The sequence below is a fragment of the Hyphomonas sp. UBA3195 genome, from assembly GCF_002366485.1.
In the GTDB taxonomy this organism is placed as follows: domain Bacteria; phylum Pseudomonadota; class Alphaproteobacteria; order Caulobacterales; family Hyphomonadaceae; genus Hyphomonas.
Genome location: NZ_DEXB01000001.1, coordinates 31,696 through 55,644 on the forward strand (window position 1 = coordinate 31,696; position 23,949 = coordinate 55,644).

The 23,949-nt window shown below is 56.1% G+C and carries 22 protein-coding genes and 1 tRNA gene; 5 read left to right on the forward strand and 18 right to left on the reverse strand.

Going from position 1 to position 23,949, the window contains the following annotated elements; all coding sequences use genetic code 11:
- Window positions 1-37 precede the first annotated feature (37 nt).
- Window positions 38-241: a succinate dehydrogenase assembly factor 2 gene (locus tag B2344_RS00160; RefSeq protein ID WP_414651608.1), complete on the reverse strand. Its 204-nt coding sequence runs from the start codon at window positions 239-241 to the stop codon at window positions 38-40.
- Window positions 242-395: 154 nt separating this feature from the next.
- On the opposite strand from B2344_RS00160, the gene recG reads away from it, so the two are divergent.
- Complete coding sequence (recG, locus tag B2344_RS00165) at window positions 396-2,468, forward strand: ATP-dependent DNA helicase RecG (RefSeq protein ID WP_290484396.1); 2,073 nt, start codon at window positions 396-398, stop codon at window positions 2,466-2,468.
- Here the strand turns inward: recG and B2344_RS00170 are convergent.
- Window positions 2,434-3,171: a DUF502 domain-containing protein gene (locus B2344_RS00170; RefSeq protein WP_290484397.1), complete on the reverse strand. Its 738-nt coding sequence runs from the start codon at window positions 3,169-3,171 to the stop codon at window positions 2,434-2,436. The two genes, recG and B2344_RS00170, sit on opposite strands and share 35 nt — an antisense overlap.
- Before the next feature lie 82 nt (window positions 3,172-3,253).
- On the opposite strand from B2344_RS00170, the gene B2344_RS00175 reads away from it, so the two are divergent.
- From B2344_RS00175 to B2344_RS00185, 3 genes are read left to right on the forward strand one after another with little or no spacing between them, the layout of a single operon-like run.
- Complete coding sequence (locus tag B2344_RS00175; RefSeq protein ID WP_290484398.1) at window positions 3,254-4,252, forward strand: phosphotransferase family protein; 999 nt, start codon at window positions 3,254-3,256, stop codon at window positions 4,250-4,252.
- A gap of 3 nt (window positions 4,253-4,255) precedes the next feature.
- Window positions 4,256-4,624 (forward strand): DUF6285 domain-containing protein, encoded by a 369-nt coding sequence (locus tag B2344_RS00180; protein ID WP_290482732.1) that lies wholly within the window; start codon window positions 4,256-4,258, stop codon window positions 4,622-4,624.
- Between the two features lie 40 nt (window positions 4,625-4,664).
- Window positions 4,665-5,495 (forward strand): hypothetical protein, encoded by an 831-nt coding sequence (locus tag B2344_RS00185; protein WP_290482733.1) that lies wholly within the window; start codon window positions 4,665-4,667, stop codon window positions 5,493-5,495.
- On the opposite strand, the gene maiA is transcribed toward B2344_RS00185, so the two are convergent.
- From maiA to B2344_RS00235, 10 genes are all read right to left on the reverse strand, one after another.
- A complete protein-coding gene (gene maiA, locus B2344_RS00190) occupies window positions 5,492-6,130 on the reverse strand; it encodes a maleylacetoacetate isomerase (protein ID WP_290482734.1) in 639 nt (212 codons plus the stop codon). The two genes, B2344_RS00185 and maiA, sit on opposite strands and share 4 nt — an antisense overlap.
- Window positions 6,130-7,452, reverse strand: coding sequence for an N-succinylarginine dihydrolase (locus tag B2344_RS00195; protein ID WP_349679766.1), 1,323 nt, complete (start codon window positions 7,450-7,452; stop codon window positions 6,130-6,132). The genes maiA and B2344_RS00195 overlap by 1 nt, the downstream gene beginning before the upstream one ends.
- Window positions 7,453-7,468: 16 nt before the next feature.
- Window positions 7,469-8,923, reverse strand: coding sequence for a succinylglutamate-semialdehyde dehydrogenase (gene astD / locus B2344_RS00200; protein WP_290484400.1), 1,455 nt, complete (start codon window positions 8,921-8,923; stop codon window positions 7,469-7,471).
- A 2-nt stretch (window positions 8,924-8,925) separates the two neighbouring features.
- Entirely contained in the window at window positions 8,926-9,963 is a 1,038-nt protein-coding gene (locus B2344_RS00205) for an arginine N-succinyltransferase (protein WP_290482738.1), read from the reverse strand.
- A 1-nt stretch (window position 9,964) separates the two neighbouring features.
- Window positions 9,965-11,224 carry a hydrolase gene (locus B2344_RS00210; RefSeq protein WP_290482739.1) on the reverse strand — a complete coding sequence of 420 codons (1,260 nt, stop codon included), beginning with the start codon at window positions 11,222-11,224 and terminating at the stop codon, window positions 9,965-9,967.
- A gap of 109 nt (window positions 11,225-11,333) precedes the next feature.
- Window positions 11,334-12,515, reverse strand: a complete 1,182-nt coding sequence (locus B2344_RS00215) for an OmpA family protein (protein WP_290484401.1) — start codon at window positions 12,513-12,515, stop codon at window positions 11,334-11,336.
- Window positions 12,516-12,770: 255 nt separating this feature from the next.
- Window positions 12,771-12,847: transfer RNA gene (locus B2344_RS00220), tRNA-His, on the reverse strand.
- A gap of 86 nt (window positions 12,848-12,933) precedes the next feature.
- Complete coding sequence (gene nusG, locus B2344_RS00225; protein WP_034812852.1) at window positions 12,934-13,476, reverse strand: transcription termination/antitermination protein NusG; 543 nt, start codon at window positions 13,474-13,476, stop codon at window positions 12,934-12,936.
- Between the two features lie 46 nt (window positions 13,477-13,522).
- The gene (secE, locus tag B2344_RS00230) at window positions 13,523-13,732 is read right to left on the reverse strand and encodes a preprotein translocase subunit SecE (RefSeq protein ID WP_034812848.1); all 210 of its coding nucleotides are present in this window, start codon (window positions 13,730-13,732) and stop codon (window positions 13,523-13,525) included.
- Window positions 13,733-13,858: 126 nt separating this feature from the next.
- Window positions 13,859-14,734 (reverse strand): SMP-30/gluconolactonase/LRE family protein, encoded by an 876-nt coding sequence (locus B2344_RS00235; protein WP_206990439.1) that lies wholly within the window; start codon window positions 14,732-14,734, stop codon window positions 13,859-13,861.
- A gap of 254 nt (window positions 14,735-14,988) precedes the next feature.
- On the opposite strand from B2344_RS00235, the gene mazG reads away from it, so the two are divergent.
- Entirely contained in the window at window positions 14,989-15,825 is an 837-nt protein-coding gene (mazG, locus tag B2344_RS00240; RefSeq protein WP_290484402.1) for a nucleoside triphosphate pyrophosphohydrolase, read from the forward strand.
- Here the strand turns inward: mazG and hflX are convergent.
- The 6 genes from hflX to B2344_RS00270 all read right to left on the reverse strand — a co-directional run bounded on the left by hflX (window position 15,812) and on the right by B2344_RS00270 (window position 23,935).
- Window positions 15,812-17,116 (reverse strand): GTPase HflX, encoded by a 1,305-nt coding sequence (gene hflX / locus B2344_RS00245; RefSeq protein ID WP_290484403.1) that lies wholly within the window; start codon window positions 17,114-17,116, stop codon window positions 15,812-15,814. The genes mazG and hflX overlap by 14 nt on opposite strands.
- An 18-nt stretch (window positions 17,117-17,134) precedes the next feature.
- Complete coding sequence (gene hfq, locus B2344_RS00250) at window positions 17,135-17,383, reverse strand: RNA chaperone Hfq (protein ID WP_034812840.1); 249 nt, start codon at window positions 17,381-17,383, stop codon at window positions 17,135-17,137.
- A gap of 79 nt (window positions 17,384-17,462) precedes the next feature.
- Window positions 17,463-18,869, reverse strand: coding sequence for a potassium transporter TrkG (locus tag B2344_RS00255; protein ID WP_290484404.1), 1,407 nt, complete (start codon window positions 18,867-18,869; stop codon window positions 17,463-17,465).
- 3 nt (window positions 18,870-18,872) lie between these two features.
- On the reverse strand, window positions 18,873-20,246 hold the full coding sequence (trkA, locus tag B2344_RS00260; RefSeq protein WP_290478840.1) for a Trk system potassium transporter TrkA: 1,374 nt from the start codon (window positions 20,244-20,246) through the stop codon (window positions 18,873-18,875).
- A 22-nt stretch (window positions 20,247-20,268) separates the two neighbouring features.
- On the reverse strand, window positions 20,269-21,657 hold the full coding sequence (locus B2344_RS00265; protein WP_206990434.1) for a sigma-54-dependent transcriptional regulator: 1,389 nt from the start codon (window positions 21,655-21,657) through the stop codon (window positions 20,269-20,271).
- Between the two features lie 13 nt (window positions 21,658-21,670).
- A complete protein-coding gene (locus B2344_RS00270; protein WP_206990433.1) occupies window positions 21,671-23,935 on the reverse strand; it encodes a sensor histidine kinase in 2,265 nt (754 codons plus the stop codon).
- Between the last annotated feature and the right edge of the window lie 14 nt (window positions 23,936-23,949).

Below are 23,949 nucleotides of genomic sequence, written 5' to 3' on the forward strand. Positions count from 1 at the left end.
CACGATGTATTCGACAGAAATGGGAAGAAAGGCTGACTTAACCGCCTTGGGCGGCGTATCGGAATGCGATGAGTTGGTCCAGCACGGGACCGCGATGAGTCTCAGGCACAGGCTTTTGGCCAATCAGCCACGCATAGACCTCCCAATCCGGAACTCCGAGCAGACCCTCGAATTCATCAAGTTCTGATTCACCGAACGAACCAATATGCGCATCTGCGAACGAACCCATGAGAAGGTCCATTTCCCGGAATCCGCGTCGCCAGGCCCTGAATTTGAGTTTTCGGCGACGTGCTTCCATTCTTCGGCTCCTTTGATTTGCCAAACCATATAGAACGCGCAGCTGGAATAAACAGCGGCGATTGTGCAGCGCACCGCGCGCGCATAGTCTGGTTGGGATGCGGGACGAACGACTCTTTCCTTTGTTTGAGGGCCTGGACAGTTTGTCTGGTGTCGGCCCGAAGCTGAAGCCTGTGCTGGAGCGCCTGACAGGTGGCGACAGTATTTGGGAATTGTTGCTTCATTTGCCGGAGCGCTGGGTGGATCGTCGGGTAAAAGAATACATTGATGATGCGGTGATCGGCGAGGTCTCGACCCTTCGCGGCGAAGTACATGCTTATAACGCACCCTATTCTGATCGATCTCCGCACAAGATCGTTCTGTACGATGGCACCGGATTTCTCACACTTGCCTTTTTCCGGGCTGACGGCAGATGGCTGCAAGGCCAATTTCCGATCGGCAAGGAGCGTGTCGTGTCTGGAATGGTCGAAGAGTTCAATGGCGAGCGCCAGATGACCCATCCCGATCACATTGTTGATCCCGCCAAAGGCCCAATGCCTCCTGCTGTCGAACCCATCTATGGTCTTACAGCGGGTTTGACGAACAAACGTGTTCACAGCTTCGCCGTTCAAGCGCTGGATCATATCGCCGATGATTTACCGGAATGGGCGGATCCCGACTTGGTCAAGGCGCGAGGTTGGTTGAGCTTCAAAGCGGCCCTGAGCTGCCTTCATGGACCGATAGAGTATGATCCCGAACTGTTTGAAAGGGCGCGCGAGCGATTGGCATATGACGAAGCGCTTGCGCGTGAATCAGCATTTGCGCTGGCTCGCGCAAGCCGCGCCAAAAGAGCGGCGCCCTCTGTCCCGGTGAGTGCTGAATCTCACCGAGCACTCTTGCGCGCGCTCCCCTACAAGCCGACCGGCGCCCAGACGCGTGCATTCAAACAAATCGCCGCCGACATGTCGTCCACCTCCCCCATGCGCAGGATGCTTCAGGGTGATGTTGGCGCGGGCAAAACGCTGGTCAGTGCCATGGCCGCGGTTCAAGCTGCGAGCGCTGGTTTCCAGACGGCATTCATGTCTCCCACGGAAGTCTTGGCCCGTCAGCAATATGAAACCATGGATCGACTTCTGTCACCGCTAGGTTACACCGTCGCCGCGTTGACGGGGCGAGACAAGGCATCGACGCGCGAAAGCATATTGATGGGACTGGCCGACGGGAGCATCCACGTCGTTTCTGGCACCCAAGCCCTCTTCCAGCAGTCCGTCGCATTCCGCAATCTGGGTCTGGTCATCGTCGACGAACAGCACCGCTTTGGCGTGGCTGACCGCATGCGCCTCGCTGGAAAGGCCCTCAGTCCGCATATGCTTGTCATGAGCGCGACACCGATCCCTCGAACCTTGGCACAGGCGGTTCACGGAGATCTTGACGTGTCGATACTGGATGAGAAGCCACCCGGCCGCGTCCCCGTCGAAACCCGTGCGATCCCAGACACACGTCTGGATGAGGTAGTAGATGCCGTGAGTCGGGCGTTGCGTCGGGGCGAGCGCGCTTTCTGGGTATGCCCCAAGGTTGATGTCGACGACGATGACTCCACTGCCGTTGGCCGTCATGCGGCTCTGACCGACCAATTGAATGTGGCTGTGGGGCTTGTCCATGGTCGCCTCAAGCCTGCAGAGAAAGACGCCGCACTGGAAGATTTCCGCGCAGGGCGTACCAGGTTATTGGTCGCAACAACGGTGATCGAAGTAGGCGTCGATGTGCCAGAAGCCACGATCATGGTGATCGAGCGCGCAGAGGGGTTTGGCCTCGCCCAACTCCATCAGTTGCGAGGTCGCGTCGGTCGGGGTGATCGTCCGTCCTATTGCCTGTTGCTCTACAGGCCGCCTTTGGGCGAAACAGCGCATGAGCGGCTCGACACGCTCCGGCGCACAGAGGACGGGTTTGAAATTGCTGAAGCGGATTTCAAACTTCGTGGCCCCGGCGATATGCTGGGCTTGAAACAGGCTGGGGCCACAGATTATCGGGTACTCGATCTAGCGCGACACGCCCCGCTGCTCGAAATCGCAAAAAAGGACGCCGAAGCCATCGTAAGTCGCGATCCCCAGCTTTCTGGTGAACGGGGCCAGGCACTTCGGCTCGTTCGGGAACTCCTTACGCCCCGGATTCAGGCTCCGGCGACGGAGTAGATTGAGTCGATGTTGCATCGCCCTCTTTGATCGGCAGATGCTCGGGAACCACCAGACCGGCCGAAAGGATCATTTTAGCGCCCTCCTCAACCGTCATGTCGAGGCGTACGACTTCGCTCGATTCCACATACATCAAGAAGCCCGACGTGGGATTCGGAGTCGTCGGCACGAATACTCCTATAAATGCGGGCCCAAGAACCGTTTTCAGCTCGCCCTTCGCAGGGCTCGACACGAACCCAAGACACCAGGTGCCCTTCTTCGGGTACTCGATCAGAACACACTCGCTGAACTGTTCGGTATTGTTACTCGCAAAGACTTCAACCAGTTGCTTGAACGCCGAATAGACCGAACGGACGAAGGGAACACGGGTCAGAATGCGATCAGCCAGACTGATGACGGAACGACCGATGAGATTCGTCGCAATGCCGCCCAGCACGGTAAGAAACACGACGAGCACGATCAGTCCGAAACCGGGAACTGCGTAATTGAGATAAGTTTCAGGTTTCAGTGCCGCCGGCAGTAAGGGCACAACGCGCTTGTCGATTTCACTGATCAAGAATTGCAGAATCAGGAATGTCACGACGACTGGCAAGGCGATGAACATGCCTGCAAAGAAGCGTCCCCTGAGCCAGCCGAACAGGCTGACTCGTGGGGGCGGCTCCGTAGGAAGAAGTCCGTAATCTCTCTTTTTCGACTTCGGCATCAATAGTTTCCTTCGGCGTCCGGTCAGGGGTGACTTGGCGTTACGCCTTGGCGGGATGGGTGTTCCGCGCAATTGTGACAAGATGGGTAGCCAAGATCAGATTCTAAAGGGTTTACAGGCATGGGCCGGGCAATTTTACGGCGCTGACGCGACCGTTGAACGGCTGGTTCGCCTGTCAGGAGGTGCCAGTCAAGAGACCTGGAGCCTGGATGTTGAACAGGGCGGCAAAGTTGTCGACCTGATTTTGCGCCGCGTACCGGGCGGTGTCAGCGCTGCCCGCAATTCCGAAGCCATCGGCTTGGGCACTGAGGCGAAGTTGCTCTCCTGTGCTGAGGGAGAGGTTCCTGCTCCGAAAGTGGTTCAGGTATTCGAGCCTGACAGCGATATTGGCGAAGCGTTCCTGATGAACCGTATTCCGGGACAGACCATCGCCCGCAAGATTCTGCGAGATGACATCTACTCGGCCGCTCGCGGAAGACTGACAGAACAGTGTGGCCAAGCGCTCGCCGCCATTCACCAAATTCCTCCGGAAGCTTTGCCGGATTTGCCCAAGAGTGGCGGCCTGGACCAACTTGCGAAATATGAAACCATCTATCGCGACTTCAACATTCCTCGCCCGGTATTCGAGCTTGCCATTGCCTGGCTGAAATCGAATCGACCGGACGCGGTCCCCCCGGTTCTCGTACATGGCGATTTCCGACTTGGAAATCTGATCGTCGATGAGACGGGGCTTGCCGCCGTACTGGATTGGGAACTCGCTCATCTTGGTGATCCCCGCGAAGACATTGCCTGGCTCTGCGTCAATTCATGGCGCTTTGGTTATTCAAAGAACCGCGTTGGCGGTTTTGGAGACCTGGAAGAGCTGTTGAAGACTTATCAGACTGCGGGCGGTCGTACTTTTTCCACCGAGGAGATCGACTGGTGGGAAATCCTCGGAAGTCTGAAATGGGGCATCATGTGCATGATCATGTACGAAGCCTTCCGGTCTGGCGCCGATCCAAGCGTGGAACGTGCGGCCATTGGGCGACGCGTGTCCGAAACCGAGATTGATCTGATCAATCTGCTCGAGAAAAGGGCCTGATTCATGCACGACGCGCCTTCCCAGAAAGAGATGATCACGGCGGTGAAAGCCTTTATTGACGAAACCGCCATGCCTTCATTGACGGGGCATGCCGCCTTTCACGCGCGGGTCGCCTCGAATGTTCTCGCGACTGTTCTCAGAGAATTGGATATCCGGCCAAGCGCTGAAGCAGCCGAGCGGCAACGACTTGCGGCTCTACTCGATGCAGACGCCACCGCATCCGCTCGCGACCTGAATGAACAGCTTTGCACCCTGCTGCAACGCGGCGACATGGATCTGACCACACCTGGTTTGTTGGAACACCTCAAAACCACCACATTTGACCAGTTGTCTGTCGATCAACCGGGCTATTCTGGCCTGCAGACCGACTGACCTGTTTCACACAGAACAAACTTCATATCAGGAATAGCAGATGAAACGTTTCACTGTATTGATCGCAATTGCGGCAGTGCTGGCCATTGGCGCTGGTCCTTGGGTTTGGAACACCTTCATCTCGCCGCGCCCTCAACTCGAACTGGATCCTCTGAAATATGCAGAAGATTCAAGCTGGTCTGCCCTCCCGGTGGAGGAGACGGCCCCTGTCTGGGTGGATGGTTGGGGTGTCGACGTGTTCCTCGTCAGTGAAGATTCGGCCCTCAAGGGCACCACGCAATCGGAATTGCAGAAACGTGAACTCAGAGGGCGTCGTCAGGCCCAGTCACTGAAAGACCCCCTCGGATTGATTGGTGAGGTCTATGCCCCCCTCTATCGAGACAATGCGACCCATGACGACCTGACCCGCGCTTTCGAGTCCTATCTCCGACGCGACAATCGTGGTCGTGCCTTGGTCATTGCTCATGACCGCCCATTGCCGGAATCTATCCTTGCCCGCCTGGAACAAGACTCGTCCCTGCGGGAACGCTTCGGCGGCTTTCTGTCCATTTCAGACACCAAGGATGGCATTCCCCCGTTGGCTGTTTCAGGCGAACCTGCATCTGTCGATGAACCGCTTCCCTATTGCAGCGATCGCCTGAACGATGCGGCGAGCTGCCAAATTGTCGTGCCGGCGCACAAGAAAAAAGGTCTCTGGATTTTGACAAGCGAAGGCACACCCGGCGGTGACCTCATTGCATCATTTCCAACCTGGCTCGACGAGAATGTCGGCAAGATGGCAGAGCCTCTCGGTGACTTCGAGGAGGTCGAGATCGTCGACATTCGCCGTCCCGGTGAGACCGATGATGAACGCGATGGTGAAGAGAACTAGGCTTCAGGCTTTACAGGAACAGCCTTCTTGAAGGCTGACAATGCCAGGCACTTCTCCGCCATTGCCATCAAGGCCGGATATGCTGACAAATTCATGTCGTATCGCTGGGCATTGTAAATCTGCGGAATGAGTGTGATTTCCGCGAGCCCGGGAGTTTCGCCAAAGAGAAAGGCTTTCGGCGTCCGCTTTGCGACCTGCAATTCCAGGGCATCGAAGCCCCGCCGGATCCAGTCATGATACCATGCGCGTACACCCGCATCATCAGCGCCATAATTGACCCTCAACTCTTTTAACACCGACAAGTTGTTCAATGGGTGGATGTCGCAGGCAATCGTGTCGGCAAATGCGCGGACCTCGAGACGCTCGATCGGATCTGTCGGCAGAAGGGATGGTCCCGGCAATGCTTCTTCGATCCACTCCAGTATTGCCATGGACTGGCCGATGATTTGCCCATTGACCTCAATGGCCGGCACGCGCATTTGCGGATTCACTCCATGATAAGCGTCACCAAGCTGCTCATCTGCACCCGGAGCGATGTTGACCTGAATGGTCTCGTATGAGGCGCCCTTCAGATTCAGCGCAATTCGCAGCCGATAGGACGCCGAAGACCGCCAATACTCATAAACTCGGATCACTAGCAGAGCCCTTCCAGATCAAGCACACCCAACAAGGCCTCCCGGGCTTCTCGACACTCATTTGCGAACAAGGGATCGGCCAGATCCGCAGGGGCCAAACGGTCCCGAAAAGTTCGTCGGACAACCTCCTGCAACTCGTCGATGGTTTCCTCATCCATCAACACGCCCTGGTGACAGGCATCGATCTCATCATCGGTCATGACAACCCGAAGTCTGAGACAGGCTGGACCGCCGCCATTCCGCATGGATTGTCGGACGTCGGCGTAGATAACCTTCCCGATTGGTCCATTGCTTTCGACAAGGCGTTCGCAATAGGCGCGCGTCGATTCAGTATTTTCCGTTTCTGTAGGCGCGACCAGCACGAGGCGATCTTCTTCGGGCATCTTCAAGAGCTGAGAATTGAATAGATAGGCGCGAATGGCGTCCTGAATGGGTACTTCTGCAAGTGGAACCATCACGGGCTTGAAGTCAAACAGGCCGGAAGACGCGCGTCGAATAGCATCCAGCGCGCCATTTCTGTCCTCGAATGCAAGTTCATGGAAGAACAGTGTATCCAACGCACCGACCGATACGACATCATTGTGGAACGCTCCGGCGTCGATTGCCGCACGGGACTGCCGAATGAAGACACAACGATTGGATTTGAGCCCGTGCCCACGGGCGACCGATACACTCGCCAACTTTGACTGACGCGATGGGAACCCGATCGTACTTTCACCTGCTTCGCGGCCATAGACGAAAAGTTCTACCCCCTCTTCCCCATGAGACGAACATAGGCGGACATGGTTGGCTGCGCCTTCATCCGAAAAATCTGGATGCATGGGAAGCGCACCATGGACCGCAAACTTCTCATCATTTGAAAAGATCGAGATCAGACTCGCGGTCGCGTCCGGATGTTCATGCGCGCGGTGCAGCATGGTCGACAAGTTCGCCGTCGTCAGATGCAATCGGCCGTCTCTCGTATCTGCCGAAGGCGAGACAGTTGCGGCATTGGCGGACCACATGCTCGAGGCTGAATACGCTGCCTTCAGCAGTCCGGGCGCCGTTCTCGAAGCCGCTTCAATGATCTGAGCATCCGTTCCTCCGAAGCCCGCCGAGACGAGAAGATCAAAGTTCGGTCGTGGCAGAGGCGGAAGCACACCCTGAACAAGACCGTGTGCGATCAGCATCCGCATCTTTTCCAGACCCTGCAAGGCGGCCTCTCGCGGATTGGCTATATCACCCGCATTCGCCGCGCTCGCAAGATTTCCGTCAGACAGACCTCCGTAATTATGACTGGGTCCGATCAGTCCGTCGAAGTTTACTTCGTGCGCCACGCTCACAATCCTTCGTTCTGTTCTACTTTGGGAAACCTTGCGCGGTCATCCGCGTGGCAGTCTGAGATACCTGGCTGGCTTGTGGCCAGGCACTGTAATCTGCAGCATAGTAGGCACCCGGACGGAAATTTCCTGAGAGACCGGGCCCACCAAAAGGCATCGCGCCGCTGGCACCGGCAGTCGGGCGATTCCGATTGAGTATACCTGCCCGCATTTCCAAATGCGCCTGGATCCACAGCGCATCATCGTCGCTGATTAATCCGCCTGACAGGCCGTAGCGTGTTGCATTTGCACGTTCCAGAGCACTATTGAAGTCGGGTACACGAATAATCTGCATCAATGGACCAAATAATTCTTCATCCGGGATGTCCGTGGCATTCGTGACGTCAATCACACCTGCAGTCACAAAACCGCCGCCCCGATCCATCCGTTTCAGGCGGCGCAGGCTTTTCCCACCTTTCTTGGACAGCATCATCTGGAATTCGACTGCATTTGTGGCAGCTTGCTCGGAAACGAGTGGCCCCATGAAGATATCGTCTTCATCCCACGCTCCGATTTTTAACCCCTTGGCACGGGCTACAATGGCCTCAATCACAGCGTCCCCGAACGCCCCTTCCGGCAAGATCACCCGGCGCGCACAGGAACACCGCTGTCCAGTCGTAAGAAAAGCAGACTGAGCCGCGATGTCAGCGGCGGCGTCCACGTCTGCGGGGTCCCATATGATCAAGGGATTATTCCCACCCATCTCAAGCGCAAGAATGACTTCAGGGCGACCCGCAAAATGTTTGTGAAAGAACACGCCTGTATTGGCAGAACCCGTAAACAACAATCCGTTGATATCAGCGTTCAACAACGCTCCGCCCGTCTCACGACCACCCTGAACTATGTTTAGTACGCCAGCGGGCAGTCCTGCCGCAGCAAATGCATCCGCCATGATGGCGGCGACGCTGGGCGCAAGTTCGGACGGTTTGAACACGCAAGTGTTGCCAGCCAAAAGCGCGGGCACAATATGTCCATTCGGCAAATGCCCGGGGAAATTGAATGGACCGTATACTGCCATTACCCCGTGCGCCCGGTGAGTCAGGTGCATGGAGCCAAATGCTGCTTCCTGGACTTTCCCGCCTGCGCGCTCCACCTGAGCTGCAATCGAAACAGCCACCTTGGCTTTCATAGTCGCAGCTTCACCGCGCGACTCCCAGAGGGCTTTACCCATATCCTTGCTGATGGCCTCGGCAATCGCATCGGTGCGCTTGCCAATCTCGTCCGCATAAGCCTCAAGGATTGCTGTGCGCTCGCTTTGCGGCATTCTAGACCATCCGTGAAATGCACGGCGTGCGCTTTCTACGGCATCATGTACGTCACCGGCCGTCGCGGAAGCACCTTCCCAAGCCACATCACCAGTTGCTGGACAGTAATTCTGGAATACGTCTCCGCTTCCACGCCTCCAGCTCCCGTCAATCCAGACGGCGTCGTTCATCACTAACTCCTCACCCAGATTCGGGTTCTTGCTCCAGGCTTGATCTGAAGCTTTTCAAAAGTGTCTGCAGTCGTGACCGCAGTCTGATCGTCGCGCATTGCAATGGCAGCCTGGCACACGCGAAAGTCGGGCAACTCGTCGGTCGAAACCAGTCCTTGCTTGAATTCTGGTGCCCCTGCATCATTTAACACCTCCAGACGCACCTCCTGGCTCTCACGTATCGTCCGCAAGTGTCGCTTCTGCGTGGCGACCAATGGTCCACCATCAAATATGTCTACGGTGCGGTCGAATTCGAAGCCTTCCCACTGCAAGAGCTTGTACGCACCTACGCCTTCAGAATGGCACCGCCCAATTACCTCACGTGCCTCTGGCGGCAACAGGTCCACGTAAATTGGGTATTTCGGCATCAAGTCACAGATGAACTGATTGTCCGTGGTCGCAGACAAGCGGTCAGCCTCGTCAAAGTCCATACGAAAGAAATGACGACCAAGGCACTCCCAGAAAGGCGAAACACCATTCTGATCAATCACGCCGCGGAGTTCCGCGAGCACATTGGTCCCGAAACGCGCGGGGTCGGTTGCCATCAACAAATAGCGTGATTGCGCAGCAAGACGACCTGCCCCACCCCCGCGATGATTTGCTTTCAGAAATAGCGTACCAACTTCCGTATACCCAACATATTCATTTGTCAGCACCAGTGCATCCATGTCGAACCGCATATTGCCAGCAGCTTGGCTGGCTTGAGACAGTGTGATGATCCGATAGTTGAAGAAAGGCTGGTCAATTCCTGTCCCAGCTTTTACCGCTGAACATCCGACCACCTCGCCCGTGTCGGCATCCTCCATCATCAGGAGGTACTTTCCATACTCGATCCGGTCCAGACGACCTGCAAACGCCTTCTCGGACTTTGAGAGTCTCTTTTCCAGAATACTCTCGTCGACTGGTAGGCTGGTAAACCCTGGGCCTGACAGTTCAGCAAGTTCCATCAGAGCTGGCAGATCCTCCAGCTTCGACGGGCGCATGACATAGGGTGTAGACATTTTACTGACCCATGAGTGATTTGATCCGGCGTGCATCCAGACGGCCATCTGCGAGTCGATTCAACAAAAGCGCTGACAGCGTCGCCCGCTCAGCAAAACTATCCGTTACCACATATTCTTCATTGGAATGAATGCGACCACCGCGAACTCCGAGAGTATCGACATTTGGGACGCCAGCAGCAAAGATATTGTTGCCCTCGCACACGCCCCCCGTATCGACAAATTCCAGTTCGAGGCCGATTGCCTGCCCAGTCGCATGTACCGCATCGAACAGAGCCTGCTGCGCGGCATTTCTGGGTTTTGGAGGACGGTAAAAGCCCCCGTGAAGATGACCGCTGATGCCATCGCGCGCGATCGCACGTTCAAACAGCCTGCGAACTTCAGACGTCGCCCACTCAGCACTCTCTGCATCCGGCGCGCGCGCGCCAAACCGAACGACTGCGAGATCTGGCACGATATTGACGGCGGACCCACCGTCAATTGAGCCGACATTCAGGGTAACACCGTCGCGTGTGCCATTCATCGCCTCCAGCCCGAGCACCAATTCGGCTGCTGCCTCTATCGCGCTGCGCCCCTCTTCTTTCGCGCGGCCAGCATGCGCCGCTTTACCGTGCAGCACGATGTCAAAAACAGCCGACCCCTTGCGGCCACCCGACATGGCGCCGGTCTCCATGGCGGGTTCATACGTCATACCGATCATCGCACCGGACTTGGCGGCCCGGGTCAAATATTCAGCACTCGCAAAATTTCCGATTTCTTCATCCGGCGTCAGAACGATCTTGTATCCTAGTCGGTCTCGCAAAGATCCGGCTTCAAACGCTTTCAGCGCTTCCAACATCACGCACAGGCCACCCTTCATGTCCGCCATGCCGGGACCATTGAGACGCCCGTCCCCCAAGTCGGTCACCCCCTCGAAAGTGCCTTCCGGAAACACCGTGTCATAGTGCCCGGACATAATGACCTGTACGTCAGCTTCTGGCCGCGCGGTGACTTCAATGACAGGTCCTGTCATTTGAACTTCCGTCTTGCCGCTATCGGCCACGGCTTCGAAACCCTCAGTTTCGATGACATCAATATGGGCCTGCAGTTCTGAAAATGCTCCGGCCAGAACAGGCGCGAAGCTTTTAAGACCTGCTGTGTTCCAGCTACCCGTATTGATGTCAGACCAACTACAGGTGCGCTGCACCATGTCTTCGCTCGCGCTATTGAGACGCTCACGCGCGGCTTCATCTTCGCGGCTGAGTGATTGCAATGTATCCATGGTCTCTTGGTTTCACAGGAAACTAGGCCCGGCAAGTGGGATCAACACGGCCCCATACAAAAACGGCCCGGCAGATAACTGCCGGGCCGTTTGATGAAAGTGTCAGTGACTACTGAACAGTGATCACAACTTCCGAACGACGGTTCAGAGGCTCACGAACACCATCGCGGGTCGCTTTTGCAAGATCCGTTTCGCCCTTGGCTTCTTCGGTGATGATCGACGAATCGATACCACGGGAAGCGAGCGCACTTGCCACGATGTCAGCACGACGCTGGGACAGGCGCTGGTTGTATGCGCTTGCACCGGACGTATCCGTGTGGCCTGCGATCGAAACAGTGTTCGGTGCACAACCGGCTTCGCCATTAATGTTAGCGACCGCTTGGTCGATAACGGCAGCCGCCTGGCTCGTCAGATCCGCACGATCCCACTCGAAATACACCACGAATTCCTGGTTGAGGCTGGAGCACACAACTTCAGGGGCATCCGTCGTCGTCGTCGGTGGTGGCGGCGGTGGCGGAGGCGGTGGTGGAGGTGGTGGTGGCGGAGGTGGTGGTGGTGGCGGAGGCGGAGGCGGAGGCGGTGGTGGTGGCGGTGCACCAAATGCGAAACGCATGCCTACAGTTGCCAGGTGAGCCTCGTAATCGGCATCATAGTTCGGGCCGCCATGAACGCCACCGAAGTCAAGACCTTCAGCAACTTTGTAGCGATAGCCTAGATCCAGCGTCAGCTGATCAGATACTTTGTAACCGAGGCCAAGCAGACCCTGGTAAGCAAAGCCCGTGTCGCTGTCGGAGAAACCGTTAGCAGCGGAAACGTCGGTACCGTTGGTGAAAACAAGGTTATTCGCTTTGGCATTCGCGCGCAGGACACCAAGACCCAAGCCGACATAGGGCTGGATCTCGCCTTCGCGGTTGAAGTCGTAAATGCCGTTCAGCATGAGTTCCATTGTCTGCAGGTTACCAGCTGTGGCTGGAACCGCACCGGATGGAGCGCCATTGTAGGAAGCAGCCGGAACGCTCAGGTCGTCATCGCCATAGCCGCCGACACCTTCAAGGCGGAAGCCGTTGTCGAAGCCGTAACCAAGACCGAGATCGAAACCGATGGTTTCATCAGCGTCGGACGTACCGCCCATCGTACCGACGACATCGCGGTCGGCAGGATCATGGTCGAATTGGCCCGAAAATCCGTAAGTTGCGTCGGCGCGGGCGTACCACCCGTCCTCAGCATGTGCGACAAAGCCGGCAGACGCAAATGCGGCCGCGGCTGTCGCGCACATAAGAGTTTTCTTCATACTCAATCCCCTTTTGTGTGCCGAATGACGGGATTGTCCTCGGCCGCAGGTTCATACGGGTTAAACCACGTATGGTTCCTGAATAAACTCATTTATCAGATACTTCGAGCCCTATTAGAGTCGCGTATCAGTTGAATAGCGGCATTTTTTATAACCGCGACCCAATTGCAACAGATTGTTGCCGACTCGTCAAACTTTTGGAACTTGCAAATTGCCAATGTTTTCAATGGTCGGGAACAATTGACAAGAAAAAAATGGTACCGCCTCCCCGGCTCGAACGGGGGACCCCTAGATCCACAATCTAGTGCTCTAACCAACTGAGCTAAGGCGGCACGATGAGCGGGAAATACCGCTCAATTCGTTTTGTTTCAAGCAAAACCCGGTAGCGAACTGCGCTCTACCTGATTCGTCTGACAAATCAGACTTTAGCGACTTGCTCGAACTCGAGATCGACCGGTGTTCCGCGGCCAAAAATGGAAACCGTGACCTTGAGGCGACCGTTTTCCTCATCGATTTCTTCAACAGAACCTTCAAAGCCCTGAAACGGACCATCGTTGACCTGAACCTGTTCGCCGATTTCGAAGGAAATCTGCGGACGCGGACGCTCGGCAGCTGAGTCGGTAGAGGAACCAAGAATGCGATCAACTTCACGCTGGCGAACTGGAAGGGGTTTCTTGCCACCTTCTGCTCCGAGGAAGCCCGACACTTTCGGCGTGTCTTTTACGAGGTGATAGACATCATCCGTCATGACGGCCTTCATAAGGACATAGCCCGGGAAGTACCGGCGCTCGACGGTCTTCTTCTTACCGCGCGCGACTTCGACGACTTCTTCGGTCGGCACCTGCATGTCTTCAATCAGGTCTGCCAGTCCTTTGCGTTCCGCTTGTTCGAGAATGGTCGAAGCGACCTTCTTCTCGAAGTTGGAATAAGCATGGACAATGTACCATTTGGCTTCAGCCATGAGGCCTACGCGCTCCCTAATGAAATGTTGACGGGCCGTTCTGGTCTCAGAGGCCCGTTATCGCCTTAACGGCCAAATTGATGACGAAATCGGCTAAGAACAGAAAAAGGGCGATCAGGATAGACATGATAACGACAAAAATCGTCGCCTGGATCGTTTCCTGACGGGACGTCCACGTCACCTTGTTCCCTTCGGCACGAACCTGCCGAAAGAAGGTAATAGGACCTACGCGTTTCTTTTTCACCTTATCGGCCATTCCGACTCTCTCTTGAAAAGCGGGGAGTTAGCGGTTTTGAGCCGCCACGTCCACGGTTAAGTACACTGCTGGCATTGTCTAGGCTAGGTGGTGTCTTGTGCAGGTCCTGCAAGGGAACGCTTGAGCTCAAAGCGGTTTGCCAAATTCGCGAGGCGGCAAACCCGGAACATCCACCCGAATCGCAAACAGGCTGCCTGATAAGGGTCGGGCATCCAGCTGCGGAAAGGACAAGCCGGATCGCGCGGTCGTTATGAACAGCGTCTTCAAGTCGTCATCTCCAAACGCCACGCTGGTTGGGCGTGTTGCTGCAAGAACGATAATCCGGTCAATCTCTCCATCCGGGGTCAGTCGAATGACTCGAGATGCATCCCACAGGCAGGTCCAAAGACAGCCTTCCGAATCAATGGCCGAACCATCTGGATAGCCCGCTAGCTCGAAAGTATCAGATAAAACCTTTCGCCCGGACAGCTTGCCGGTCTCTAGATCATGATCAAAAGACAGAATTTCCTGTTCTGCAGAATCGCATGTGTAGAACTTCCGTCCGTCTGGAGAAAATTGGAACGTATTGGTAATTAGGACCGATGGCAGGCGTAGCGCGTCAACTGACCCATCCAGGCTGAATTTGTAGTAGCCACCCTTCGGTTCCTTTTCGGATTCGTCCATTGTACCGAACCATAGGGACCCGTCCGGCGCGATGCCGCCGTCATTCGTACGATTTGTTTTCGGCTCCTCAGCCAGCACGGCAAGTCGATCATAGGCTTCGGTCGACGGGTCGTAGACTCCGATTTCCCGGTCACCGGCCATAAGTATGCTACCATCATACAGAGCAAGCGTACTGGCTTTTATGGGCAAGTCATAGCGTCGTGTATTGCCGGTTCTTGGATTGAATCTGTGCAATTTCGCCCGCTTGATATCCACCCACCACAGGAAGCCTTCCGATGGGCTCCAGAGCGGCCCCTCACCTAGCGTGCATCCTGTCGGCGCAACACATTCGGGCGTCATGAACATCAGGCATCCTCGTTTTGGCAGATTACGCAAGTCCGACTCATCGTAGCGACTCGTTCGTCGACAAACCAGAAAGCTTTGCAATCGGCGGCGCACCTTGGTCTAAGGCATCCTTGGCAGACCGAACCGGAGCCCAAGCGCCAGGCGCATGCGATGCCACACTGATGTACCCGCCCATTCAGGTCACGCGACATCGACAAATTGTCAATCAATCAGTCGATTCCGCAGGAGAGTCAGGCTAGTCGGTTTCGATGACCGACGACATCAATTCCTATTCGCCTGCTAGCGAAGCCATGGCTCGCTTGATCGACATCATGGCGAAACTTCGAGACAAGAACACGGGCTGTGCGTGGGATGTTGCGCAGAACTTCTCGACGATTGCACCTTATACGATTGAGGAAGCCTACGAGGTGGCCGATGCAATTCAGCGCGCCGATATGGATGAACTGAAGGAAGAACTGGGTGACCTGCTCTTTCAGGTCGTTTTCCACAGTCAGATGGCCAGAGAAGCTGGCGCCTTCGAGATCACGGATGTGGTCGAGGCGATCAATGCAAAAATGATTCGCCGCCATCCGCACGTGTTTGGCGATGAAAGCTCAAGAACGGAGGATCAACAGGTCGCCGCGTGGGAAGTGATCAAGGCGCAAGAACGCGCTGCCAAAGGACAACCCGAAGCCCCCGCCAGCGCGTTGGATGGCGTTGCGCTCGCCCTGCCAGCTCTGCTACGCGCCGAGAAACTCCAGAAGCGGGCAGCGCGAGTAGGTTTTGACTGGACCGAGGCTGATGACATCTTCGATAAGCTGGCTGAGGAAACCGGCGAGGTACGTGAAGCCATCGAAACCGGCGACCCGGACAAGATAGAAGACGAACTGGGCGATCTACTGTTCGTTGCGGCCAATCTCAGCCGTCGCCTCAATGTGGATCCGGAACAGGCCTTGCGACGCGCCAATGCCAAATTTGAACGCCGCTTCCGCGCCATGGAAGGACTCGCTGAACAGGATGGTCAGGACTTTGCAGCGCTCGATATCGACGCGCAGGAATCTCTATGGCAGCGCGTGAAACAGCAGGAGCGCGTCAGGCAGGATTAAAGTCTGGAAATTCGGAATAGAATTGACCCAGCCTGTCATTGGGCAGGCGCGCTGTCATCACAACGTTCCCGCTGTCCAATGTCGTCTCCGAAAGGACTTCCCCGTTGCGGTGCAACCAGGCCCGGGCCCGCCCGTCCTTTGTCCCCAGCTCCAACTCGATCTCGGTCGCGCCCTTCAACAGAACGGCCTCAATGAGATTGAGCAATTCGTTGATCCCTGTTCCCGTCAACGCCGAAACAAGCACAGCCGGTGTATCGAGTGGCCCACGCGCAGAGAAGGCGAGCGCCTCGGCACGATCATCCGGAAGCAGGTCGGCCTTGTTCCAGACCTCAATCATGGGCGGCAATGGCAGGCCGGTCTCGGCCTCCAATTGCTCCAGCACGATCATCACATCTTCGGCCTGTTCCAGATCTGCCCGGCTCGATCGGTCGCGCACATGGACCAGGAGATCTGCCTGCATGGCCTCTTCCAGCGTCGCCTGGAAACTGTCGATCAGATGGGTCGGCAAATCTGTGATGAACCCGACCGTGTCGATCAAGGCCGCTTCGCCGAGGGTCGGCAGGTCAAACCTGCGGATCGTGGGGTCGAGCGTCGCGAACGGCATGTCCCGCGCGAAGACGTCAGCGCCGGACATCTGGTTGAACAGGGTCGACTTGCCGGCATTGGTGTAGCCCACCAGCGCAATCACGGGCTTTCCGCTCCGCTTGCGCCCTGCCCTTTGCACGGCGCGCGTGCGCTTCACATCGTCCAGATCACGGCGCAGCCGCAGGATCTTGTCGTCCAGCATCCGCCGGTCTGCTTCGAGCTGGCTTTCACCGGGGCCAGACAGGAAGCCGCCACCGCCCCTCTGGCGCTCAAGGTGGGTCCAGGTCCGCACCAGTCGCGACCGCTCGTAAAGGAGACGGGCCAATTCGACCTGAAGACGGCCCTCCTTGGTCCGGGCGCGCAAGCCAAATATTTCGAGGATCAAGCCCGTCCGGTCGATGACCTTCACTTCAAGCTTTCGCTCGAGGTTGCGTTGCTGAACCGGTGTCAGGTCACCGTCAACGACGGCTACGGTGCAATCATTCTGGCGGAGGTCTTCGGCCAATCGATCAAGAATACCTCCCGACAGCAAGACCGATGAGTTTACCTTGCGAACATGTTCAGCACGCAGGAAGGCCAAATTACAGCCAAGCGCTTCCACGAGGCCTGCCGTTTCTTGCAGACGGTCTTCGGTGGGTCTGTTTGCAGGTGTAAACCAAGGGATAATCACGCCAGCCACCTCGGGCACTGGCGTGCGATCAATCATCCTGTCAGTCAAAATGGCCTAGTCCGCATCCATTTCCTCATCAAACAACTGCACCGGGGCGCTTGGAGCAATTGTAGAGATGGCGTGCTTGTAAACAAGCTGTGGTGGGCGTCCGTCACCGCGAAGCAGAACACAGAAATTGTCAAACCAAGTCACCACACCCTGAAGTTTAACGCCATTGACCAGGAAGACTGTCAGGGGAGTCCGGGACTTCCGGACGGCATTCAGGAAGGTGTCTTGCAAATTCTGTTTTTTGTCGGCGGACATGACGGGAATCCAATCTGGCCTGTTCTTGTTATGTGTCGCGCTAACGGGATTACAGCTTCAGTGCAAGTGCGAACAGCCGTTACCCCCTCCAAAAGCTGAGGGAAAGGGCTGGAATCAGGGCTAAAACCTCCAATCGCCCGAGAATCATTGAAAAAATGATCAATGCTTGCGCAGGCCCAGTTAAGTCCACCGGATAGCTCCCCAGTACGGCTGCTGAATTGGTCAGACCGCCAATAGAGAGACGTATAGCCGGGATGAAATCCAGCCCCAGAAAGGCAAATCCGGACATGAGCAGGAATATCGAGAGTACGTAACCGATCAGATAAACCCAGACCCCTATCACGCTTCGTTCGTTCAATTCTCGATCCCGGAAACGAAATCCCAAGACCGACTGCCGATATCCGAGTTGACGGAATTCCTGACCAGCCCTTCGGGCCAGCACAATGAAACGCGCAATTTTGACTCCGCCCGCTGCAGACAGCGCCGACCCGCCGATCAAGGCCGGCAAAACCAGCACAGGAAGAGGAATGCGGTTGTAATCTGCAGGGTCAGACAGAGAGAGGCCGGACGTCGACAAGGCTGACAAAGCCCAAGACAGTCCCTCCGTTACGTTGAGATCGGACGCCACCGCAAAACCGACAAATACGAATAGCAATCCTACGAAAAGTGTAACTTCAGGGTCCGTAACCGCTTTGAGCGGCTTCCGGTCCTTCAGCGGCAACCAGATCGCCAGGCCCATGGCTCCAACTAGTAGACCAATGCCCAAAACGATAGATGGTCCTGTGTCCAGTGGTGCGCGCATGATGCCTTGTGGGTGCACCAGGCCAGTTGTCAGCGCACTCACCGAGTCGCCCAAGGCGCGTTCGGCCGGAACCCCCATGAAGACCAAAGCGGAGAACAGGGCGAGTATTGAAATTACCATCAATATGCTGACCACGCGGGCGACGCGCGGGACAGCATTGAAGAAGCTTGTTTCCGGCACGGTAAACAAGACGGTTCGATGAATGCCCGGACCGCCGAGATTGAGCGCAGCCAACACGCTGGCAGCTACCGTTATGGTGGCGAGTCCCCCCAATAGGTGCAGCATGCCGCGCCAGACAACCAGGCTGATTGGCCACTCATTGTTCTGGACAGAAATGACCGATTGCCCGGTGGTCGTAAGACAAGCAGTCGCCTCATGTATCGCGCTGAGAACGCTATCGTTTTCGACCCCCAGCACAAACGGCAAGCTAGTCGCCACCGGCGTGATAAACCACCACAGAATAACCGTTCCCAACGCATCGGAGGGTCGGGCCTTCCTATCCGGTTTGGGTGTGAGCAGCAGAACGCTGCTTGATACAACGACAATACACAGGACCATCGTGCCGAAGGCAAAGGTCTGGCTATCTTCACCCGCTGCAATCGCCATGAAGATTGACGGAATGCTGGCTGCAGCGACGATCAGCAGTAAGAAAGCAAGAACGCGGACGACAGAAGCGTAGTACATGATTTAGAAAAAGTCCGGACTGACCCGGAAGTACTTTTCAACCTTTCGAACCATCTCTTCCTGATAAAATATGATCAGATGATCTTCGGCTTGGACTGTAACATCAGGTCCGGCAATGAATACTTCCTTGCCGCGTATGACAGCAGCAGCGGTCATGCCTTCCGGCAAATCATCATAGCCAAGCGGCTTGCCGATCAGCGACGACGACTCGAGCGTTATTCCCTCTGCAACTTCCGCTTTGCCATCTTCAATGGACTGAAGCCCAAGAATACGCCCCCGACGCATGCGCAGCAGGATCTGTGAGACCGTGAGGGCCCGCGGATCGAGAACAGCATCCACTCGCAGATCACGTGCCAGCCCAGCCAGCTCAGTCGCATTCACGAGTGCCAGAGTACGTTTTGCGCCCGCACGTTTGGCCAAATTGGAAATCAGCAAATTGGCCTTGTCGTCATTGGTAATCGCAACCACGAAGTCGGCTTTCGGCGCACCAGCTTCCGCAAGGATATCAGGGTTCAGCCCATCGCCCTGAATGACGATCGTTCGCTTGACCTCGGACACGACTTCATTGGCCCGTTCCACATTGTGCTCAATGAGGCGGATGCGGTTCTTGCCTTCGCGCTCCAACGTGGTGGCAACATAGAGACCAACATTGCCCCCGCCAACAATCACGACATGCCCGGACTGTTCCGATTCCCGGTTGAAGATAGACGTCAGTCGGTCGGCATGTTCATCCAGAACAGCAACATAGGCACGATCTCCCACTTTCAGCACATCAGTTGCGCGAGGCGCGCGAACCGAGTCGCCCCGCCCTATCCCGACAATTCTGGCCGACAGGTCGGGAAAAAGGCCCCGCAGCTGATCTACAGGTGTGTCCAATAGAGGGTTGCTGTCATCGATTTCCAGACCAAGCAGGCGTACTTTACCCTTGCCAAAGGTCGCACTCATCACTGCGCCCGGCGTGCGGAAACGCTGAAGGATTGCTTCACCGACTTCAACTTCGGGCGAAATGACCATATCGATCGGGAGGCCTTCCCGCGAAAAGACATTCTTCCACGCCGGATCGATATAGGATTGCTCTCGCACGCGCGCGATCTTGTATGGAACGGAAAAAAGCGTGTGGGCGATTTGGCAAATCACCATGTTGATTTCGTCGAAATGCGTCACCGCGATAATCATTTCGCAGTCAGCAGCGCCCGCCTTTTTCAACACATCGGGATGCGCGGCGTGGCCCGTGAAGCCACGTACGTCCAAGTCCGTAGACACCTGGTCCACCAAGTCCGGATTTTCATCGATGATCGTGATATCATGCTTTTCGCGAGCCAAGCGCCGAGCAATTCCGTGCCCCACGCGGCCCGCACCGCAAATCAGAACATGCATGGTCTACAGCCCCTCAACGGCCTCAGCCGTCCTGACGAGTAAGATTCGAGTTTACGCCTAAAGCCTTTAATTTTCTGTGCAAGGCCGAACGCTCCATACCGATGAACTCGGCAGTACGAGAAATATTGCCATTGAATCGGGTGATCTGAAGCGCAAGATACTCTCGCTCAAACTGTTCTCGCGCATCACGCAGAGACAATCCGACAAGCTCTGCCGATCCGCTTTTGCCAACATCCCCCGGAATACCGGACGATTCGCGCGGCAGCTCATCAACACTTACCGGACGGCTGGAGTCAGATGGTGACAGGATCAGGATTCTTTCCACCACATTACGCAACTGCCGGATATTGCCAGGCCAATCCATCGATTGAAGAACGGCCATGGCCTCCGCTGAAAACGTACGAGGCGTCAGGCCAGAAGAATCAGCGATCCGGTTGGTAAAGTATGTGACGAGGTCCCCAATATCGTCTCGCCGCTCTGCAAGCGACGGCACCCGCAACGGCACGACACTCAACCGATAGAACAGATCTTCACGAAAGCGGCCTTCCGAGATTTCATGACGAATATCCTTGGTGGTGGCCGACATGACGCGAACATCTACGGTCACGTCCGACTTCCCGCCTACCCGTTGAAAGCGCTGCTCTGTCAGGACCCGCAAAATCTTGTTCTGGGTCCCCAGTGGCATGTCAGCCACCTCATCAAGCAACAGTGTGCCGGTATGAGCTTTTTCAAAGAGGCCAATTCGGGTTGTCCGACCCTGGGAGTCCTCTTCGCCAAACAGGGCGCTCTCCATCTGGTCCGGCGCTATGGTGGCCGCGTTCACAACAATGAAGGGGCCATTTTCGCGCAAGGAATTACGATGGATGAGCCGCGCGGCAAGTTCCTTGCCGGACCCGGCTGGCCCGGAGATCATCACTCTGGAATTCGTTGGCGCTACCTTCTCAATCGAAGCTCGTAATGCCGAAGCCGCCTGACTGTCTCCGATCCATTCTTCATTGTCACCGGCTCTGTTCTTCAGCGCAGCATTCTCGTATTTCAGCGCCGCGGACTCGATTGCGCGCTCCACCATGTGCAATAGACGATCAGTCTTGAACGGCTTCTCGATGAAGTCATAGGCTCCACGCCGGATCGCCGCGACGGCTGTTTCGATGTTGCCGTGACCGCTTATTACGATGACTGGAAGAATTGGATCAATCGACTTCAGGTATTTGAGGAGCGACAGCCCATCCATTCCACTGCCCTGAAGCCAGACATCCAACACCACGAGCCGTGGCGTTCGTGCACGAACTTCCTCAAGAGCGCGTTCGGCGGTGTCGGCCGTACGGGCTGAATAGCCTTCATCTCCCAGCACACCCGCAATCAGTTCACGGATATCTGGTTCGTCATCAACCACAAGAATGTCCAAGGCCATAACTCAGGCTCCTCTACACTAGTCCGGCACGTGCCGGTGATTCATCTGTTTCTTCTTCGGGCGTCACTTCAAAAGCGTCGTGCACCCGCATCGCATTGTGTGGCAGCCAAACGCGCACTCGCGCCCCGCGCATCCCATCAAGCCTGTTCTGAAGCGAGATAGACCCACCATGATCAACTATGATCCGATTGACGATGGCCAGACCAAGTCCGGTCCCCTTTTCGCGCGTCGTGACGTATGGCTCCAGCAAGCGGTCGCGTGCGTCCTCTGGAAATCCGGGACCATTGTCTTCGATGGTAATATCAACGCCCTTGTCGGTATCCGAGAGCACAACTCGAATTTGGCCACGCACCTCAGCCTCTTCCGGCATGCCCTCGATCGCCTCTGCAGCGTTCTTGAGCAGATTGCCCAGCGCCTGACCGATCAGGCGTTCGTCGCCAAGATAGGGGACCTTTTCAAGCTCTGATTCAAACTCCACGACAATATCCGGCGTAACCATGCCTTGAGAAAAGCTGGTCGCTTTCAACAGGGACGTCATATCGAACTGGCTGGCATTCGGCTTCGGCATGCGAGCGAATGAAGAAAACTCCTCAACCATTCGGCCAATATCGCCAACCTGACGCAGAATTGTTTCGATGCACCGGTCAAATACGCCGTCAGTGTCATCAATCTTGTCGGCATAACGCCTCCTCAGGCGTTCCGTGGACAGCATAATAGGCGTCAGTGGATTGCGAATCTCATGCGCGATGCGACGGGCGACATCTCGCCAAGCCAACTGTCGCTGCGCATTCACAAGCCGCGTTGTATCATCGAAGGTCAAAACGCAGCCGCCGGCCGGATCTGGCGCTGTCTTGAGCCTGAAGTGTCGTATGGCACCGTTGCGATTGATGTCGATAGACGCATCGACCGGAGAGTTCTGCTGTAATGTATCGTGAGCATATCGAACGAAGTCAGGTGCGACAGCGCCCAGGCTCTCACCGTCTTCAATCGCATCAATCCCGAGCAGATCTCCGGCGGACCTGTTGGCAAGCGTGACAACCATATTGCCATCCATACGGATAACGCCCGCGCTGACTTCCGCTAGCAATGTCTCGACAAAGCGCCGACGGTCTTCTTCCACTTCGCGCGCCTGGATGAGCGCATTTCGCTGTTCTGACAATTGCTCTGTCATCGCATTGAACGACTGGCTCAGAGCATAGACCTCGTCCTTAGCACCCGTCACAGGAACGCGAACAGTGAGATCTCCGTCGCGAACGGTGTGAGCTGCAATTGCAAGGCGACCAATGGGGCCGGTCACCCGACCAGCTGCTTCGAGGCCCAGTCGACCAGCGAGCAGCAGAACCAGCGCCGCGATTTGCGCATAGCCAATGGCGAAAATCGTCTGCAACCGACCACCCTGCCGCTTGGCATTATTGTATTGAATGATCTCGGCTTCGGCTTCGCGGAGACGCACGGCAGCGTTCCGATCAAAATTCTTCACCGCATAGATGTATCCATCCAGCGGTTCCGTAATATGGATCAGGGCTGTTGCGATGCCTCGATTTTCATAAAGCGTGGTCGCAATCTCGCCCCGGTCCGCCTCTTCAAAGGCAGGCGCCGGGGGCGGAATCAGGATCGCATCCTGCACGCTCTCCTGAGCAATCAGTTCGACACCATCGGCCCCCAAAATGGCGATGGTAAGGAAATCGCGAAAGGCGAGTTCCGAACGCAAGCCTTCCGAGAATGCGAGGGACGCTTCAGATGACAGGTTTCTGGCGGCTTCTGCGTCTGTGAGATTCGCCTCAACTTCACGCGCGAAGTTTTCAACATCAAGCGCGGCGAGGCGCACATCCACGTCAAACGTAGTCTCGAAATTATCGACATAGGTACGAAAGATTTCGGCGTTCTTTTCCATGACGGAATCGACGCGCTCTCCAAGCCAGTTATCCAGGCCTTGGGTAAAAATGGCTCCCAGAAAAACCGCGACGATGGCCGATGGAACAAGCGCGGAGAAACCGAACAGCATGACGAAACGGCGGGCCAGCCTGCCGCGTCCTTCACTCTCGCTGTTTGACTGGATCGTCAGGTACTCACGAACAATGATGGTCGCGAGCACAATAATGACGACAAAGTTCAGTCCGAGCAGCCAAGGTGTGGCGCCGGCGGTCGGATTGTCAGGATCGACTCCAGAGATGGCAATGAAGGTCGCAAACACGGCGACGAGAGCCGCAATGATAAAGAGACCTTCAAAGAGTGCCCAACTGGCCTTGGTGGCTTGCTGGCTCAGTACATTCGACAACGATACACCGCTCT